The following is a 17027-nucleotide window of genomic DNA, read 5'->3' as shown; positions in this document are numbered from 1 at the left end:
TACGCCATGCTGACCCACCCTTCCATCGTTTTAACGTTGCGCCGTCATCATCTGTTCAGCCAACTGCCGGAGAAAGTCTTCGAGGAAGTCTGCAGCCTGGCCATGCTCAAGCGCCTGAGTTGTCACAGCACGCTCATGCATCAAGGGGATCCGGCCAGGCGTTTTTTCCTGCTGGTCAGCGGCCAGGTCAAGTTGTATCGGCTCACCGGCGAAGGCCAGGAAAACCTGGTGGAGATCATCCAGCCCGGCCAGACCTTTGCCGAAGCCTTGCTGTTCAGCCAGGCCCGGCTCTACCCGGTGAGCGCCACGGCCCTGAAGGACAGCGTGCTGGTGAGTATCGAGGGCAACCATTACCGCAATGCCTTGGAGGACCAGCCGAAAGTCTGCCTGGCGATCCTGGCGAGCATGAGTGTTCACCTGCACCTGCGTCTGCGCGACATCGATACCTTGACCATGGCCAGTGCGACTCGTCGGGTGATCAATTTTCTGTTCCAGGAACGCCACCCGGTTACCGGCCAGATTGTCTTGCAAGTGTCCAAACGCCTGGTGGCGTCGAAGCTTGGGATTCAGCCGGAAACCTTCTCGCGGATTTTGCATCGTCTGGTGGAGTGCGGCCTGATCGCCATGGAGCGTCGCCATATCAGCATCCTCGCTGAAGAGGAGCTGGCGGCTTTCCAATAGCCGGAATTGACCGTCATCAAGGCGCAATGCCAGGCGCCTTGCACACTGGCAGCGTCCATCCACGGAGAGTGCAAATGCCCCGTTCAACCCTGCCTTTGGTTTACTCCTGCTCAGGTTGCTCCAATGTCGCCCAACTGGCCAATACCCTGGCCGTGCGACTGGACCGCAGCGGCCTGGCTGAAATGTCCTGCATCGTCGGTGTTGGCGGGCACGTGGCAGCGCTGGTCAACAAGGCACGCTCGGGGCGCCGGATCTTCGCGCTGGATGGTTGCCCGTTGCAATGCGTTGAAAACTGCCTCAAGCAACATGGCCTGCATGCTGATGTGCATCTGATTCTCAGCCACTATGGGCTGCGCAAACGCCATGGTGAGGACTGCACGCAGGCGCAGAGCGATGAGTTGTTTGAAGGGATCAGGCAGTTGATTGCCAGTGATGCTCGCCAGCATGTAAGCCGGCAGGAAACGACGGCCTGAAGAACAACAAAAACCCTGTGGGCTTGCCCGCTATGTGGCAGGTGCACTCGCCTCGGCAGGGTGTATATCCGTTTCTTCGGTAACGGCTTCTGTTGGTTTCGCTTTTACAGCGAGTCACTTTCGAAAAGCGCGAAAGTAACCAAAGCGCTTTTGCCCCTTTCGTTCGGTGCCTCGCTTAGGCTCGCCATGCCCTCGCTCCGGTCCTGCTCCGTGGGCCCGCCGCGATCGGCCATCCATGGCCGTGCGCGGCTAACCCGGCATCCATGCCGGGTTGCCCACTGCGCAGAACCTCCGCTCGGCCTCTCGAGGGGGCGAGTACCGCAAAAGCGAGGCGGCCTACCGGCCGGCCTGCTTCCTCTACGCCTGCGCGTGTTGATTGATCGTTCCCACGCTCCGCGTGGGAATGCATCCCGTGACGCTCCGCGTCACCAGTGCGCAGGACTTACGCCTTGCGTCGACAGCGGGACGCGGAGCGTCCCCGGCGGCATTCCCACGCAGAGCGTGGGAACGATCAGTGTGGGAACGGCTTCTTTGGCTTTGCTTTGGCTTTGCTTTGGCTTTGCTTTGGCTTTGGCTTTGGCTTTGGCTTTGGCTTTGGCTTTTGATCTTGATCTTGATCTGCCCCGTCGGAAGGCCGAGCGCAGGTTCTGCGCAGTGGGCACCGCGGCAAGGATGCCGCGGTAGCCGCCCCCGGCCATGGATGGCCGATGGCGGCGGGCCCACGGAGCAGGACCGGAGCGAGGGCATGCCGAGCCTAGGCGAGGCACCGTACGTCAGGGGCAAAAGCGTTTTGGTTACTTTGGCGCTTTTCCAAAGTGACCCGCCGTAAGGGCGGAACCCTAAGCCGCCGTTACCGCAGAAATGGATATGTACTCCGACCGAAAAACAGATCGACTATCAGGCCGCCAACCCCTTCCCCGCCCGCTCCAGATTGCGCCACACCCAAACAGGCAACACATCAGGATCCAGACTGTCGATCAGATTCTTCAACGCCAGGCCCAACTCCGTATCACCCTCAATCACCAAACGCCGACGAAAAAACAGCGTATCCGGATCTTCCTGACGACTCGCCAACAGTAAAAACTCCCGCCAGTTGCCACTGATCGTCACATGCGCCACGGCCTGCTCGGCAATCCGCAACCCTTTACCACTGAGCGTCAGATACCAGGACAAGCCCAAATCCGGAATCCGCAAGCACAACCAACGCCCACGTAAAACTTCAAACTCGCCATCACGCACCGGCCCGGCGAGGCAGCGATTCAGCGCCTGCTGCAACGCCAGACGCTGCACGGCAAAAGGCACCCGGCGCACCAGCGGCAACAACCGGTCGGCACCTTTCAACAGCCACTTTTTTCGACTCAACACAGGCCGACCTCCTCGACGCGCAGCATGCCGGCCTGGCCGTGCCAGTAACCATTGCACCCTTCGACGAACAACGGCGGAGTCTCACCCAGACGAACCCGCTGATAGGCCGCGATCACCTCGGCCATGCCCTGAGCGCGAGGACTCAAGCGCAACAGATCGGCACCGCAGGCCACCAGCCCGGAGTAATTGGCCAGCAGATTGGTCACCTCGGCCGACATTGTCTGAATACCGTTGATGGTGAACAGCGCCTGCCCTTCCTGACTGGTCAGCGCCAGGCCGTCGGGGTAGTTGATGCAACAAAACTGGCAGTCGTCCTTGGGCCGGTTTTCCGCTCGGGCCGTAAAGCAGCGGGCGGAATAGGCCAATGGCAAATGCCCATAGGCGAAGATTTCAACTTCCGGCACTGCACGGCCCAGTTCGCGCACCTGCCCGATCACATCACCAATCAGCGCCGCCGAACATTCCACGGGCGGCACCCAGCGGGTCATGCCGCTGTCGAGTAATTGCGCCAATGAGTGACCGTTGTACAGATTGAGGGCCGGGCCGCCCACGAACGGCAACTTGCGTTCGGCCAAAAACTGCACCGCGCCCATGTCGTTGGCTTCCACCAGCAATTGGCCGTTGTCGCACAACCGGCGCAGGCTGGAGAGTTCGGACGCCGCTTCGATCAGCGTCAGGCTGGAAAGCACCAACTGCGCCTGACTGCATTCCTGCAACTCACGGCCCAGCCCCAGCCATTGATCCAGCGAAAAGGCCCGGCGTTTCGAACACACGGTTTCCCCCAGGTAAATCACATCCAGGGGCAAGGCCGACATCTCGGCGTAAAAGTTGCTGAGTTGTTCCTTGTCCCAATAAAACAGGACCGGTCCCAGGCTGAGTTTCATGTCGAATCCCTCATTGCCATGATCGATGATAAGCACCCAGGGTGGTCTGGCTGCCTTCGGACAAACCGGCCAGCACCTGACGCCATTCCTCCTTGACCCGAAAACTGCCCGGAGCGCCACGATGGGCGTCCAGTGCTGCGCGCCAGACACGGGTGACTTGTTCGACATAGGCCGGGCTGCGTTGGCGGCCCTCGATTTTTACCGCTTCGACGCCGATGGCCGTCAGTTCCGGCAGCAAGTCCAGGGTGTCGAGGCTGGTGGGCTCCTCCAGCGCATGAAAGCGTTTGCCGCCGACCAGGAAACGGCCCTTGCACAAGGTCGGGTAACCGGCCGGTTCGTCAGGGGTGTAGCGATCAATCAGCACTTCGCTGAGGCGTGCGCTCAAGCCTTCGGCGTCCTCGCTCCAGCGCACCGCCTTGGCTGGCGAGCAGACACCGCACAGGTTCGGCGACTCGCCGGTAATGTAGGAAGACAGATGGCAACGCCCTTCGGCCATGATGCACAAGCTGCCGAAGCCAAACACTTCGATGGGTACCGGACTGCTGGCAGCGACCTGGCGTACTTGCGCCAACGACAACACCCGCGGCAGCACCGCGCGGCGAATGCCGTAGCGCTGCGCATAAAACTCCAGCGCCGCGGCATGGGTCGCCGAGCCCTGGACCGACAGGTGCAACGCCAGTGTCGGGTGACGCTGACTGGCGTAGTTGAGCACTCCGGGGTCGGCGGCGATCAGCGCATCGACGCCGAAATCGGCGGCACGATCCACCGCTCGCTGCCAGCGCTCCCAGCCCTTGGGCTGCGGGTATGTGTTGACCGCGACGTAGAGTTTGCGTTGATGCTGGCGGATGTGGGCGACCGCGGCGTCGAACTGCTTGTCGTCCATGTTCAGCCCCGCGAAATGCCGGGCGTTGGTGTCATCACGAAAGCCGACATAGACGGCATCGGCGCCTTGGCGCACCGCCGCTTTAAGCGCAGGCAGATTCCCTGCCGGGCAGACCAGTTGCATGGGTAATCCTCATGAAAAAACGCAGTCCGGGGCCTAATCAGTCATGGTTGGAAAGCGCTTGTGGCGAGCGAGCTTGCTCCGGGCGGCGTTCCGACGCTGGACTGCGCAGCAGGCCTAAATAACAGGGCCGCTTCGCGACCCAGCGGGAGCAAGCTCCCTCGCCACACAGTCTAGCGAGACCGGCAGGCACGGCCTTGACGGCAATCAATTGCCATCAATGCATCAGGTCGGCGAAGGACAGGAACATCACGTTGTCGTGCTTGAGCACTTGCTGCTCGCACTCGATCACCGCCAGCCCATCGGCCCAGCACGCGGCGGTCAACATGGCCGAGCTTTGCTGAGGGTGCAGTTCCACGCTCAACTGGCCGTCGGCGCCGGGCGTCAATCTGGCCCGCAGGTACTGCCGACGCTTGTTACGCTGCAACCAGTCGAACCCGGCTGGCACGGCCAACGGCACCGGCAGTACATCAGTCACGCCTTGGGCCCTGAGCAGGAACGGACGCACTACCACCAACGCGGTAATCAGCGCCGCCGAAGGATTTCCCGGCATGCCGATCCACGGTTTACCGGCCACTTCACCAAAAGCCAGTGGCTTGCCCGGCTGAATGGCCAGCCGCCAGAAATCCACGTTGCCCAGTTCCTCGATCGCCTGTTTGAGGTGATCTTCCTCGCCCACCGACACGCCACCGGAACTCAACAGCAAGTCGCATTCCGAAGACGCCAGGCTCAAGGCATGCCGGCTGGCCGCCAACTCATCGACCATGACGCCATAGTCGTGTACCTCGACGCCCCAGCCGCGCAATAACGCGGCAAGGCAATACCGGTTGCTGTTGTAAATCTGCCCCGGCGCCAAGGGATCGCCCGGCTCACGCAGTTCATTACCGCTGCTGAGCAGGCACACCTGCAACGGCCGATAGACCTCGACCCGCGCGATACCAGCGCCAGCCAGCAACCCCAGTTCTTGGGCGCGCAGGCGTTTACCGGCCTTGAGCAACAGATGTCCGCGGCGAACTTCCTCACCCTCCTTGCGCACATGGTCGCCAACGGATACAGGCGGGAACCAGACGCGCTCGCCCTCGACCCGACAGCGCTCTTGCGGCACCACGGTATCGGCACCCGGTGGCAATGGCGCGCCGGTAAAGATCTGCACTGCGTGCTGCGTGAGCAAGGGTGAACTTGCTTGATCCCCCGCCGCAATGCGCCCGCCAATCGATAAACAGCCACCCGCCTGGGGCAAGTCAGCCGCCCTGAGGGCATAGCCGTCCATGGCACTGTTGTCCCAGGCCGGCAGGTTCACCGGGGAATGAATGTCCGCCGCCAGCACCCGCCCCATGGCTTGATCCAGACGCACCATTTGCGCCGGGGGCGGCGGCGGTGCCTGGTCCAGCAGGCGGCTGATGGCCTCGTCCACCGGAATCAGGTTGCCGATGTCGCACACCCGGCCAGTCATGTGCGCGTCTCGCAGGCGCCGATGACCCGTTGAGCTTGCGGTTTCAGATGCGGGGCGAAATTGCACGGGCCGGTGCGACTGTCCAGTTGTTCGAGCAGGATCTTGTTCCAGGCCGTCCGGCAGGCACCCGGCGAGCCTGGAACGCAGCACACCAGCACGCCGTTACTCATGCCGGCCAGTGCCCGGGACTGCAGGCTGGACATGCCGATTTCCTCCAGAGACACCTGGCGGAACAGTTCGCCGAAGCCTTCCACATGCTTGTCCAGCAATGGCAAGACTGCTTGCGGTGTGTTGTCGCGAGCGGTGAAACCGGTGCCGCCGGTCATCAAAACCACTTGCACCGTGGGGTCGGCGATCCACCGGGAAACGGTGGCGCGGATCTGATAAATGTCGTCCTTGACCAGATCGCGATCGATCAACACATGCCCGGCTGTTTGCAGCAAATCCGTCAGGGTCTGCCCCGAAGTGTCGGTGTCAAAGGTGCGCGTATCGCTGATGGTCAGCACGGCGATGTTCAGGGGGTCAAAAATGCGTTGCGCCAGATGGGCCATATCCAGGTCTTCCCGTAGATGAGGGTATGGCCCGAAGCCTGAACCGGAATGGTGAGCGAGCCTATTCCTCCAAGGAGGTACCTCGTCGGGGACATAGAAAAAATGTGCCGGGCACAAAACCTGTGGGAGCGGGCTTGTGGCGAGGGGGCTTGCCCCCGTTCGAGTGCGCAGCGCTCGCAGGTCTTGGGTCCGCTGCGCGGCCCAACGGGGGCAAGCCCCCTCGCCACACAAGCCCGCTCCCACACTGTCCTCCATCGCTACAGGTCCTGCGCAATGGGGCTCAAGGCGCCAAGCGATTGCGTTGCCATGCACCATCGCGCAAACGATAGTCGACACGATCATGCAAGCGGTCGGCCCGCCCCTGCCAGAACTCCAGACGCTCAGGGTGCAGGCAGTAGCCGCCCCAATGCTCGGGGCGCGATACAGTCTGGCCAACGAAGCGTTTGATGGTTTCAGCCAGCATGGATTCCAGCGCTGCACGACTGGCCAGCGGACGGCTTTGCGGTGAAGCCCAGGCCCCCAGGCGACTGGCCATGGAACGGGAATCGAAGTACGCATCCGACAATGCTGGGTCGAGTCTGGACACCTGCCCTTCGATTCGCACCTGACGCTCCAGCCCCGGCCAGAAAAACGTCATCGCGGCATAGGGATTGGCGGCCAGTTGCTGACCTTTGTCACTCTGGTAATTACCGAAAAAAGTAAAACCCTCATCGCTCAAGCCCTTGAGCAACAGAACCCGACAGTGCGGCCGCCCTTCAGGGTCGACCGTCGCCAGCACCATGCTATTGGCCTCGACAGGTGCGCACTCGGTGTCGCGGGCCTGTTGCAACCACTGCCGGAACATCGTCAGCGGATCGTCCAGCGCAGCCTCATCTTGCAGGCCATTAAGGGTGTAGTTACGGCGCATCTGAGCCAGGGAAAGCGGCATGACGGTGATCTCCGGAAGGTTTTACGCAGTGTGCGAGGCACTGCGCAAAGCCACCTTGACCGCCATCAACACTGTCGCCTACTTGAGACGCAGACGCCGTGCCAGTTTGTGCAGGTTGCTGGGGTCGACCTCCAGAATCCTCGCGGCGCTGGCCCAGTTTTCCCCGGACAGGCTCAGGGCCTGGAGGATTTTCTTGCGCTGGTAATCGTCGACGGCTTCGCCCAAGGGCTGGAACGGCAGATCAGCCGTAACGTCCGGGGATGGCTCGACCACCGTCCCCGATGCCGCCATCGCGCTGTCGAGATCGAGAATTTCAGGCTCCAGCGTCATGATCAACGCGCGGCTCGTACCGCGACTGAGCTGCTTCAACGCGGCCCGACTGATCACGTGTTCCAGTTCGCGCACATTGCCCGGCCAGGTATAAAGCAGCAGCGCGCGTTCGGCCGCCGGTGACAGGCGCAAACCACGCAGGCCGAGCCGCGCCCGATTGAGCTCAAGGAAATGCCCGGCCAGCATCAACACATCGTTACCGCGCTCGCGCAGGGGCGGAATCGGCACCGGGTACACCGAGAGCCGGTGATACAGATCGGCGCGAAACAAGCCGTCGCGGATGCTGTCCGGCAGGTGCCGGTTGGTGGCAGCGATGATGCGCACATCGACGTGCAGCGGCTTGTCGGCACCGAGGCGCTGGATCTCGCCGTTCTGCAGGGTGCGCAATAACTTCGCTTGCACGCTCAAGGGCAACTCCCCGACTTCATCGAGAAACAGCGTGCCACCGTTGGCGGCATCGAAGCGTCCGGCACGGTCACTGGTGGCGCCGGAAAAAGCGCCTTTGACATGCCCGAACAACTCACTCTCTGCCAGAGACTCCGGCAACGCGGCGCAGTTAACGTGTATCAGCGGTTTGTGGTGGCGCCTTGAAAGACGATGCAAACGCCGGGCGAACAGCTCTTTGCCAACGCCAGTCTCGCCCAACAGCAATACCGGCAGATCGGAGTCGGCCAGCACATCCAGCTCATTGAGCAACTGATGCAACACCTCACTCTGCCCAAGGATCTCGCCCTCCTCGACCGGCATTCGCAAATCCTGGGGATCGCTGCGGGACAGGCGCAAGCTGCGGTTTTCCTGCTCGAGCCGGGTGACCCGCACAGCGGCTTCGATCTGCAAAGTGCAGCGCTTGAGCTCTTCCCGCGCCCGGCTGTCGAAGGTCCCGGCATGCAGCGCATCGAGGGTGATCGCGCCCCAGATCCGCCCCTCGACATACAGGCTCACGCCCATGCAGTCATGCACCGGCAGCGGTTCGCCGACGTGGTTGTCGAGCAAGCCGTCATAGGGGTCTGGCAGGCGACTGTCGGGTTCGAACCAGGTCGGCTCGCGCGACGCCATGATTGCCGCCAGCCGGGGATGCTGGGCGATGACGAACCGGCGCCCCAACGCTTCATGAACCAGCCCCACCGTCGCCACCGGCCTGAGGCTGTCGTCATCCAGACGCAACAAGCCCACGGCGCCACTGTTGAAGTATTCGCGCAGGGTCTGGACCAGTCGTTGCAACCGCACGGCATTGGGCAACTCGACGATCAGGTCGGCTGCCAGGCTTTCTCGCAGCATGGTAGTAATCACCCTCTATGGTTGGATTCACCCTAAAGCGTCAGGGTGTCTATCACCACAACTAAAAACAAATCCATGTTTTTCAATCGTTTAAATATGGCATGCCGGATGCAATGAGCCTGGGGAACCGTTGAAACCCAAACAAGGAACCCTGATGAGCCAGACCCTATTGGAACAAAGCCTCGGCCAACTGGCCTGCGACATTCCCGGTGCCACCCGGATCTTCCATACCTTCAAACTGGACTTCTGTTGCGGCGGGCATAAAAGCCTGCGTGAAGCGGCCCTTGGCAAAAACCTCGATCCGGTCCTCATTGCCGACGCCCTGAACATTCTGCAAGACGCCGGCGAAACCCAGCACGACTGGCGTAACGAACCTTTGGAACTGTTGATCGCCCACCTTCTGGCGCGCTACCACGCCCGCCACCGCGAGCAACTGCCGGAACTGATCCGCCTGGCCCGCCGCGTCGAGCAGGTCCATGGTGCGCGCAGCAGCTGCCCCAACGGCCTGGCCGATCTTCTGACCGACATGCAGCAAGAACTCGAAGGCCACATGCTCAAGGAAGAACAGGTGCTGTTCCCGATGCTGCAACAAGGCATCGGTGCTCAAGCGGCTCCGCCGATCCAGGTGCTGCGTTTCGAACATGATCAACATGGTGAAGCACTGGAAAAAATGCTCGCCCTGACCAATCACATCATCCCGCCTGCCGATGCCTGTAACACCTGGCGCGCCCTCTATCGCGGGCTGCTGGAATTCAAAGACGACCTGATGCAACACATCCATCTGGAAAACAACGTGCTGTTCATCAATGCCCTGAACCCTCGTCATTGATCGATCGCCAGTCACACCCAACCCGCGTCAGCCCATCGGTTGACGCGGGTTTTGTTTATCCTGGACTGCTTGTGATCAACCGTGCCAATAGAACATCGCCTTGGCCAGGATCACGATCAACACCATGTGCCCGAGGATGCTGCGGCGAATCCAGCTGGCGCGAGTCGCTGTCAGGCGCGCATGGGTCAGCCAATAGGCCAGCAGCAAGTAATGGCCGATGATGCTCAGGGCCAGCAGGATCTTGAGGCTCAGCAACAGGCCAAAACTGCTGGCCAGCGGCTGACCCAATGCGCCCCGGTACTGCCACGCCAGGCCGATGCCGGCGCCATACAACAGCAACACCACGCCATGCAGTACCTTGCGCGAACGCACGGCAATCGCCTGATCTGCCGCCACTTGCGATACGTCCGCCAACTGCTGGCGCGCGCGATGCCATATGACCACCTCGAAAAACAGCGTGCCGATGAAGGCAATCGCTGCCAGCAAATGCGTGACCAGTAAAAAGGGATACATCAGCGCCAGCCTCTGTCAGTTCGCGTGCTCATCCCGGATGACCGTCCACCCGGGCCCGCAGCAGCATCGGCCCATAGCGCCAGGCGTACAGCGCAAACGCCAGCGCCCAGCACAGACCAGCCAACCACAATGCCGGCAAGGGAAAGAACTCGATCAACACGACCCGGCTCAGGCACGCCAGATTGAGCAAGATGAACGCCAGGGTCATCCCCGACGGCGGCTCCAGCGCACGGCCGGTATGCCCAAGGCTGACCCGCGCGATCATCGCCAGCACCAGGCCGCCCATGGCCCCGATGGTCAGGCAATGCACCGCCAGACTCGGGTTAATCGGCGCGCCGAAATGCCACAGCGCCATCCCGAGACAAGCCACCGCCAACCAGCCATAAGCCAGGTGCAGCGACCACAGCAACGGTACGTGCCAGAGTGCCCGGTCATGCCAACGCACCAGGCGCACCAGATGTCCCGCCGCCAGCACCGCGAACAGCAGGCCCACCCAGACATTGGGGTTGAGCGCAGGTCCTGCGGCATATAACAACGCCACCAGCGGCGAACCTACCAACAGCAGTCGATCCAGCCAGGGCCAGGCGGCAACGCCTTCCACCCGACCAAGGCCACGCTGGGTGAAGAACGGAATCACCCGCCCGCCGATCAACCCCATCATCGCCGCCACCAGCCAAATGCCGGTCAGCACACCCTGGCGCTGCCAGCCTTCATGTCCCTCGACCAAACCGTACAGGGACAACCCGTCGGCCACGGCCAACAACAGCAGAACCACCACAATCGGGTAGTTACGTTTCTGCCGCACCTTCCACAAGGTGAAGCCCATGAGCGCCGCCACCGCCAACGGGAACGCCATTTCCAGCACCGCGAGCAACGGCCACGACACGTTGGCCAGCCAGGCCACTCGCGCCAATAACCACAGCAACGCCAGAGCGGCCAACGGCTTGCCGCTGAGGCCGGGGCGACCGGTCCAGGTCTGCACGGCCGTCAGCAAAAAGCCCGCGATAATCGCCAAGCCGAACCCGAACAACAATTCATGCCGATGCCAGCCCAGCCAACCGCCTGCCGGCTGCCAGTCGGACATCGAACCACTAAAAGCCGCCAGCCACAGCGGAATGGCCAGCACCGCCAACAGGCAGCCGGCGAGGAAAAACGGCCGAAAGGCCAGCCGTAACAGCGGCGCGATGGCCATCGCTTTACGGCGGTCAAGCACTTGCATAAAGCCACTCCTCTACCTGTTTGCTGACCTGGCGCCAACCCGTACGCGCCGAGGTAAATCCAGGGCCAATCATCGGGTATTAGCGATTCATTGCCTTTGTCACAGATCAAGTGTGCAAGGGACGTGCCCCGATGCTCATTCGAACCTGCCTGGACTGGGAGAATGGTGGCCCTGTGGCGAGGGGGCTTGCCCCCGTTGGAGTGCGAAGCGCTCCTGAAACCAGCATCCCCGACGTGTCAGATAGACCCCATCAGCCGGTTTACGACTGCTGCGCAGCCGAACGGGGGCAAGCCCCCTCGCCACAAAGGTGATCGGTCATCAGGGTAAAAATGACCATTTAAGGGTTATTTAAACCCTATACAGCATAGTCTTTTTTACCCTCATGCTTGAGAACCCCCATAAACAAGGCCCTCCAAGCCTGGCCCGCGTCTTGCTCTGCATGGGCAACCTTTTAGAAATCCTGGATCCCTTTCGATTACCGGAGTCGTCATGAAAAAAGTCATCCAGCCACTGGCCTGGTTTGTTGTGTTGACCTCAATACTGGCCTTGGCCAGCGGCGTTTCTCTAGGTCTCGTCTGACCTGATCCCCCTCTCAATCTTCAGGATGAATTCTTATGGTGCTTCATCGCGTCCATCACCAGATTCTGCGCAGTCATCACTTGTTCGAGCCGTTGAACGAAGAACAGCTGGATGAATTGATGAGTACCAGCCATTTGCTGAGCATCGACAAGGGCGAGCCGTTGTTCCGTCAGGGTGAGCCGGCCGATTCGTTCTACTTCATCATTGCCGGCGCGGTGAAAATCTACCGACTGACACCCGATGGGCAGGAGAAAGTGTTCGAGGTCATCAGCGATCGGCAAACCTTCGCCGAGGCGATGATGCTGATGGACACCCCGAACTATGTGGCCTCGGCCGAAGCGATCTGCCCCACCCAGCTCTACCGGTTATCCAACAGCACCTACATGCGCCTGCTGCAGAGCAATAGTCGGCTGACCTTTGCGCTGCTGGGCAAGCTCTGCGTTCGCTTGCATCAACGGGTCAACGAAATCGAAACCCTGTCACTGAAAAACGCCACCCACCGGGTCGTGCGTTATTTGCTGACGCAACTGGTGCGCCAGCAAACCGTTGACAGCCAATTCGAGCTACCGATGGCCAAGCAGCTGATTGCCGGGCATCTGTCGATCCAGCCGGAAACCTTTTCGCGGATCATTCGCCGCTTGATCGATGAAAACATCATCACTCAGGACGGCCGCCAGATCGCCATTCTTGATCGCTTGCGCCTGGAACAGTTCGAGTGAGTGCCATGCCCGTCTGCCTGTATTGCCAACACACCAACCCCGCACAACAAACCGAGTGCCGCCAATGCGGCATGCCCCTGCCGGCACTGGCTGAACGCGCCGGAGAACGTCGGCAGCGCCGATTCATGTGGTTCTGCGTTGGCCTGACGATCTTCTGCGTGACGATGTTTTTCTGGCTGCCACGCAGCATTTCCTGAAGCCACACCGCAATTATCCACACATCTCGCGCCTGCGAAGCACAGCCCCTGTGGCGAGGGGGCTTGCCCCCGTTGGGTCGCGAAGCGGCCCTAACCCGGTAATCATGTTGTGCCAGATAAAACACACTGGCTGTTTTTACGACTGCTTCGCAGCCGAACGGGGGCAAGCCCCCTCGCCACAGGGTCTGCGCTTCGCAGGCTCGGCAGTGCTACATGGACCGTGTCGCTCAAGGCTGAGTCAGCTGACGATACAACTGCGGCAAGCGCAACGGTAACTGTTCGGGCTGGCGGATCAAGGTGTAGCCATTGGCGCCGAACATGTACGGCAGGTAATCCCCGGCCTCGCGATCGATCGTGATACAGAACGGCGTCAGCCCCTGACGCCGCGCCTCCAGCACCGCCTCGCGGGTGTCTTCAACACCGTAGCGCCCTTCATACAGATCCAGATCATTCGGTTTGCCATCCGTGAGCAGCAGCAACAGTTTGCTGCGCCGCTTGCTCGTGCCCAATAGTTGCGTGGCTTGGCGAATGGCAGCGCCCATGCGCGTGTAATACCCCGGCTTGAGACCTTGAATGCGACCTCGGGTGGTGTCGTCATAACGCTGGGTGAACGCCTTGAGTTCCTGCATGCGCACTTGCTGACGGCGCAGCGAGGAAAACCCGTACAGGGCGAAATCATCGCCCAGCACCGACAAGGTTTCGCCGAACAGCAGCAGGCTGTCGCGGATGACGTCGATGACGCGGTGCTCATCGTTAAGGTGGGCGTCGGTGGACATCGACACGTCGGCCAGCAACAGGCACGCCAGGTCGCGGCGGGTCTGCCGTTGCTCCATGAACAGACCGCGTTCGGCACACTGGCCATGCTCGCGTTCGACGTGAAAATCCAGCCAGGCCTGCATGTCCAGTTCAGACCCTTGAGGTTGCTGGCGTAACCATTGGCGGTCGTTGCGCAGGTGCTCGAACTGGCGGCGCAGACGGTGCGCCGATGCCTTCAGCCGTGGCGGTAATGGCTGCGCCTCACAGTCGCGGGGCACCATCATTTGCAGATTGACGAAGCTGTCCTGCATCTGCTGTTTGCGGTAATCCCACTCCGGCAGTTTGATGCCCTCGCCGAGGGGAATATCGTCGACATCGGCCGGTGGCAAATCCAGGTGCAGCTTGAGTCCGCCGCCCTTGCGCAGACGGGTGCGAGATAGCGTCAATTCATCCAGGTCGTCGGCGACTCGGGCGGCGTCCGGGTCTTCGCTGTCGTCCGACCAGCGATCCAGGTCCACGTGCTCGGTCCAGCTGAACAGGTTCTCCAGACGCACCACCAACAGCCCGCTATCGCGGGTGTTTTCATCGATCCGCGTCGCGCGTTTACGCCCGCTTTTCTGTTCGCCGGGCGGCGTGGTCAAAGACTCTTCGGATTCATCGTCCAGATCGGCAGCCTGCGGGCTGGCGAGGTTTTGTGGCGGGTACAACCACAGCGGCAGCGGCCATGCGGCCCGTTCGCTGCGAGGGAAATGCTCAACACTGCCAGGTTCGCGCAGCGCCTGGCATAGCGCCCGTTCCAGTGCCGCTTCGCTGGCGTTCAACGAGGCCGGATCGGGGCGCAATTGCAGATGGGCATCGACCAGTCGTTTATACCGGATACGCAACGCGGGATAGCGCCGCAACAGCTGTTGCGTCCAGCGTTGATTGTCCCGACCCCAGTGACGCATATGCCCGGCTTGTGCCGCCAGCAACGCGAGCCACCGATAGAGTTCCTCGTTCAGTGCGACTTCAGGAAACACCGCCAGGCTCGATGGCAGCCGCAAATTACTCGCGTCACACCACGCCAACGGCACTTGTTTGCAGGTGCCGGCGATCTGCTGCAACACGTTGCGCCGCAGCAGCAGATCGCGGTCGCTGGCCGCTTCCACACCGATGCCATTGGCACCGCCCATGGCGCGAAACAACAGCGCCAGCGGGCGTTGCTGGCTGGCCAGTTCAACCCGTGCTTCAGGGAAGTCCGGGCTGGCACGCCGGGTGATGAAGCGATGCCAGACACTGCCTACCCACTCTTCCAGTTCGACGGTAAACGCCATGATGCTTGCCCTTGCTGGAAACCAAAAAAACGGCCCGCTGTATCAGCCGGGCCGACCTTTTCTAGCCATTGCACTCGTTCATGAAGGTACGACCGCAGCCGGGGCGCGCAAGGCGGCGCGGCTCCGTTGCTTGAAGCTGAGCAGATAACAGAGCAACCCGGCGAAGAAGCCGAGACCGGCACCCAGGCGGGCCCAGAACAGCACTTGCAGATGTTCGACCGTGGCCATGAATGGCAACGCAATCCCGTCGGCCTGCCAGCGTTGCAGGTATACCTGGACGACACCGGCAGCGGTGAGGAACAGCGTGATCATCACCATCGACAGGGTCATCAACCAGAAGCCCCAGATTTCCAAGGTCTGCGAACGCTCGTCAGCGGCTTCACCCAGCCCGCGCAAACGCGGCATGGCGTAGCTGATCAAGGTCATCACGATCATCGCGTAAGCACCGTAGAAGGCCAGGTGACCGTGAGCCGCCGTCAGTTGCGAACCGTGGGTGTAGAAGTTGACCGGTGCCAGGGTGTGCAGAAAACCCCAGACGCCCGCACCGAAGAACGCGGTGACCGTGGTGCCCTTGGCCCACAGTGTGGCGGCGCGGTTCGGGTGTTGCCGGCGACGATTCTTCACCATGCTGAAGGCGAAGATCACCATGGCCAGGAACGGTAGCGGTTCGAGTGCCGAGAAGATCGAGCCGACCCACAACCAGACCTCAGGCGCACCGATCCAGAAGAAGTGGTGACCGGTGCCGATGATCCCGGTAATCAGCGCCATCGCGATGATTACGTACAGCCATTTCTCCACGACTTCCCGGTCGACACCGGTGATCTTGATCAGGACAAAAGCGAGCATCGAACCCATGATCAGTTCCCACACGCCTTCCACCCAAAGATGCACCACCCACCACCAGTAGAACTTGTCGCGGGCCAGGTTGCCTGGGTTGTAGAAGGAGAACAGGAAGAACACCGCAAGGCCGATCAGCCCGGTCATCATCACCATGCTGACGGTGGTCTTGCGCCCTTTGAGCAGGGTCATGCCGATGTTGTAGAGAAAGCCCAGGCACACCACCACAATGCCCATCTTGGTGATGGTCGGCTGCTCCAGGAACTCCCGGCCCATGGTTGGCAGCAACTCGTTGTGGGTCAGTTTGGCCAGGCCCGCATAAGGCACCAGCAGATAGCCGAGGATCGTCAGCACGCCCGCGGCGGCGAATACCCAGAACAGAATGATCGCCAACTTCGGACTGTGCAGTTCGCGGTCGGCCTCTTCCGGAATCAGGTAGTAGGCAGCGCCCATGAAGCCGAACAGCAGCCAGACGATCAGCAGGTTGGTGTGCACCATCCGCGCCACGTTGAAGGGAATGATCGGGAACAGAAAGTCCCCCACCACGTATTGCACACCCATGATCAAACCGAACAGCACCTGACCGAGAAACAGCATCAGGGCGAACACGAAGTACGGTTTGGCCACGGCTTGCGAGGCGAATTTCAGATGCGGATTAGCAATGCTCATCTCTTAGCCCTCCTTGTTTGGCGGCCAGCCATTGGTGTTGATGTTCGAGCTCCATTTGAGGAACTCGGCGATGTCATCCACCTCTTGCTCACTCAACTTGAACTGCGGCATCGCTCGCCGGCCCGGTACGCCCAGCGGCTGCATTTTCATCCAGGCATGTAGAAAGGGTTTGAAGCCCGCCTCCCCGCCGCGCCGCTGGAACACGTTGCCCAGCTCAGGCGCAAAGTAGGCGCCCTCGCCCAACAGCGTGTGGCAGCCGATGCAGTTGTTTTGCTCCCAGACCGTCTTGCCGCGGATCACTGATTCGGTTAACTGCGCTTCATTGCTGCGCACTGGAAAGGTCTGTTCCGTGTGATAGGTCAAGGCCAGGAATATCAGGAAGAAGAAGATGCTTCCCCCGAAGTAGATATTCCTGGCCATGCCTTTGGTGAAGGTCTCTGACATGGTCGC

17 protein-coding genes are annotated in these 17027 nt (G+C 61.1%); 5 read left to right on the top strand and 12 right to left on the bottom strand.

Translation table 11 applies throughout. The annotated features are described in order from the left end of the window. Window positions 1-6 precede the first annotated feature (6 nt). Window positions 7-681 (top strand): Crp/Fnr family transcriptional regulator, encoded by a 675-nt coding sequence (locus ACQKPC_RS03495; RefSeq protein WP_063340214.1) that lies wholly within the window; start codon window positions 7-9, stop codon window positions 679-681. 74 nt (window positions 682-755) lie between these two features. Beyond that, the gene (locus ACQKPC_RS03490; protein ID WP_427623122.1) at window positions 756-1154 is read left to right on the top strand and encodes a putative zinc-binding protein; all 399 of its coding nucleotides are present in this window, start codon (window positions 756-758) and stop codon (window positions 1152-1154) included. A gap of 897 nt (window positions 1155-2051) precedes the next feature. Here the strand turns inward: ACQKPC_RS03490 and ubiT are convergent. The 7 genes from ubiT to norR all read right to left on the bottom strand — a co-directional run bounded on the left by ubiT (window position 2052) and on the right by norR (window position 8946). Further along, window positions 2052-2519 carry a ubiquinone anaerobic biosynthesis accessory factor UbiT gene (ubiT, locus tag ACQKPC_RS03485; protein ID WP_427623121.1) on the bottom strand — a complete coding sequence of 156 codons (468 nt, stop codon included), beginning with the start codon at window positions 2517-2519 and terminating at the stop codon, window positions 2052-2054. Further along, window positions 2513-3403, bottom strand: a complete 891-nt coding sequence (locus ACQKPC_RS03480) for a U32 family peptidase (RefSeq protein WP_427623120.1) — start codon at window positions 3401-3403, stop codon at window positions 2513-2515. The genes ubiT and ACQKPC_RS03480 overlap by 7 nt, the downstream gene beginning before the upstream one ends. A gap of 10 nt (window positions 3404-3413) precedes the next feature. Continuing rightward, window positions 3414-4409, bottom strand: a complete 996-nt coding sequence (gene ubiU, locus ACQKPC_RS03475; protein ID WP_008075068.1) for a ubiquinone anaerobic biosynthesis protein UbiU — start codon at window positions 4407-4409, stop codon at window positions 3414-3416. A gap of 214 nt (window positions 4410-4623) precedes the next feature. Next, complete coding sequence (locus ACQKPC_RS03470) at window positions 4624-5859, bottom strand: molybdopterin molybdotransferase MoeA (protein ID WP_427623119.1); 1236 nt, start codon at window positions 5857-5859, stop codon at window positions 4624-4626. Next, window positions 5856-6410, bottom strand: a complete 555-nt coding sequence (gene moaB / locus ACQKPC_RS03465; protein WP_427623118.1) for a molybdenum cofactor biosynthesis protein B — start codon at window positions 6408-6410, stop codon at window positions 5856-5858. The genes ACQKPC_RS03470 and moaB overlap by 4 nt, the downstream gene beginning before the upstream one ends. 280 nt (window positions 6411-6690) lie before the next feature. Next, window positions 6691-7338 (bottom strand): pyridoxamine 5'-phosphate oxidase, encoded by a 648-nt coding sequence (pdxH, locus tag ACQKPC_RS03460; protein WP_427623117.1) that lies wholly within the window; start codon window positions 7336-7338, stop codon window positions 6691-6693. A 78-nt stretch (window positions 7339-7416) separates the two neighbouring features. Continuing rightward, window positions 7417-8946 carry a nitric oxide reductase transcriptional regulator NorR gene (norR, locus tag ACQKPC_RS03455; RefSeq protein ID WP_427623116.1) on the bottom strand — a complete coding sequence of 510 codons (1530 nt, stop codon included), beginning with the start codon at window positions 8944-8946 and terminating at the stop codon, window positions 7417-7419. Window positions 8947-9100: 154 nt separating this feature from the next. Here norR and ytfE point away from each other — a divergent pair, with 154 nt between their 5' ends. Then, window positions 9101-9775 carry an iron-sulfur cluster repair protein YtfE gene (gene ytfE / locus ACQKPC_RS03450; RefSeq protein ID WP_008075057.1) on the top strand — a complete coding sequence of 225 codons (675 nt, stop codon included), beginning with the start codon at window positions 9101-9103 and terminating at the stop codon, window positions 9773-9775. Between the two features lie 75 nt (window positions 9776-9850). Here the strand turns inward: ytfE and ACQKPC_RS03445 are convergent, their stop codons facing one another. Both ACQKPC_RS03445 and ACQKPC_RS03440 read right to left on the bottom strand, forming a co-directional pair. Next, window positions 9851-10288, bottom strand: coding sequence for a hypothetical protein (locus ACQKPC_RS03445; RefSeq protein WP_427623115.1), 438 nt, complete (start codon window positions 10286-10288; stop codon window positions 9851-9853). A gap of 28 nt (window positions 10289-10316) precedes the next feature. Continuing rightward, the gene (locus ACQKPC_RS03440; RefSeq protein WP_427623114.1) at window positions 10317-11507 is read right to left on the bottom strand and encodes an NnrS family protein; all 1191 of its coding nucleotides are present in this window, start codon (window positions 11505-11507) and stop codon (window positions 10317-10319) included. Window positions 11508-12121: 614 nt separating this feature from the next. Here ACQKPC_RS03440 and ACQKPC_RS03435 point away from each other — a divergent pair. After that, window positions 12122-12805 carry a Crp/Fnr family transcriptional regulator gene (locus tag ACQKPC_RS03435; protein WP_008075049.1) on the top strand — a complete coding sequence of 228 codons (684 nt, stop codon included), beginning with the start codon at window positions 12122-12124 and terminating at the stop codon, window positions 12803-12805. Window positions 12806-12810: 5 nt separating this feature from the next. Then, window positions 12811-13002 (top strand): protein DnrP, encoded by a 192-nt coding sequence (locus ACQKPC_RS03430; RefSeq protein WP_427623216.1) that lies wholly within the window; start codon window positions 12811-12813, stop codon window positions 13000-13002. Between the two features lie 227 nt (window positions 13003-13229). Here ACQKPC_RS03430 and ACQKPC_RS03425 read toward each other — a convergent pair whose 3' ends face one another. The 3 genes from ACQKPC_RS03425 to ACQKPC_RS03415 all read right to left on the bottom strand — a co-directional run bounded on the left by ACQKPC_RS03425 (window position 13230) and on the right by ACQKPC_RS03415 (window position 17021). Continuing rightward, on the bottom strand, window positions 13230-15071 hold the full coding sequence (locus ACQKPC_RS03425; protein WP_427623113.1) for a nitric oxide reductase activation protein NorD: 1842 nt from the start codon (window positions 15069-15071) through the stop codon (window positions 13230-13232). 78 nt (window positions 15072-15149) lie between these two features. After that, complete coding sequence (locus tag ACQKPC_RS03420; RefSeq protein ID WP_008075044.1) at window positions 15150-16577, bottom strand: cbb3-type cytochrome c oxidase subunit I; 1428 nt, start codon at window positions 16575-16577, stop codon at window positions 15150-15152. 3 nt (window positions 16578-16580) lie between these two features. Next, window positions 16581-17021 carry a c-type cytochrome gene (locus ACQKPC_RS03415; protein ID WP_030130714.1) on the bottom strand — a complete coding sequence of 147 codons (441 nt, stop codon included), beginning with the start codon at window positions 17019-17021 and terminating at the stop codon, window positions 16581-16583. Between the last annotated feature and the right edge of the window lie 6 nt (window positions 17022-17027).

The sequence above is a fragment of the Pseudomonas sp. NPDC089918 genome (genome assembly GCF_050280605.1).
Taxonomy (GTDB): domain Bacteria; phylum Pseudomonadota; class Gammaproteobacteria; order Pseudomonadales; family Pseudomonadaceae; genus Aquipseudomonas.
The sequence above is the reverse complement of the archived record's forward strand: the minus strand, read 5'-3'. Positions and strand labels throughout refer to the sequence as shown.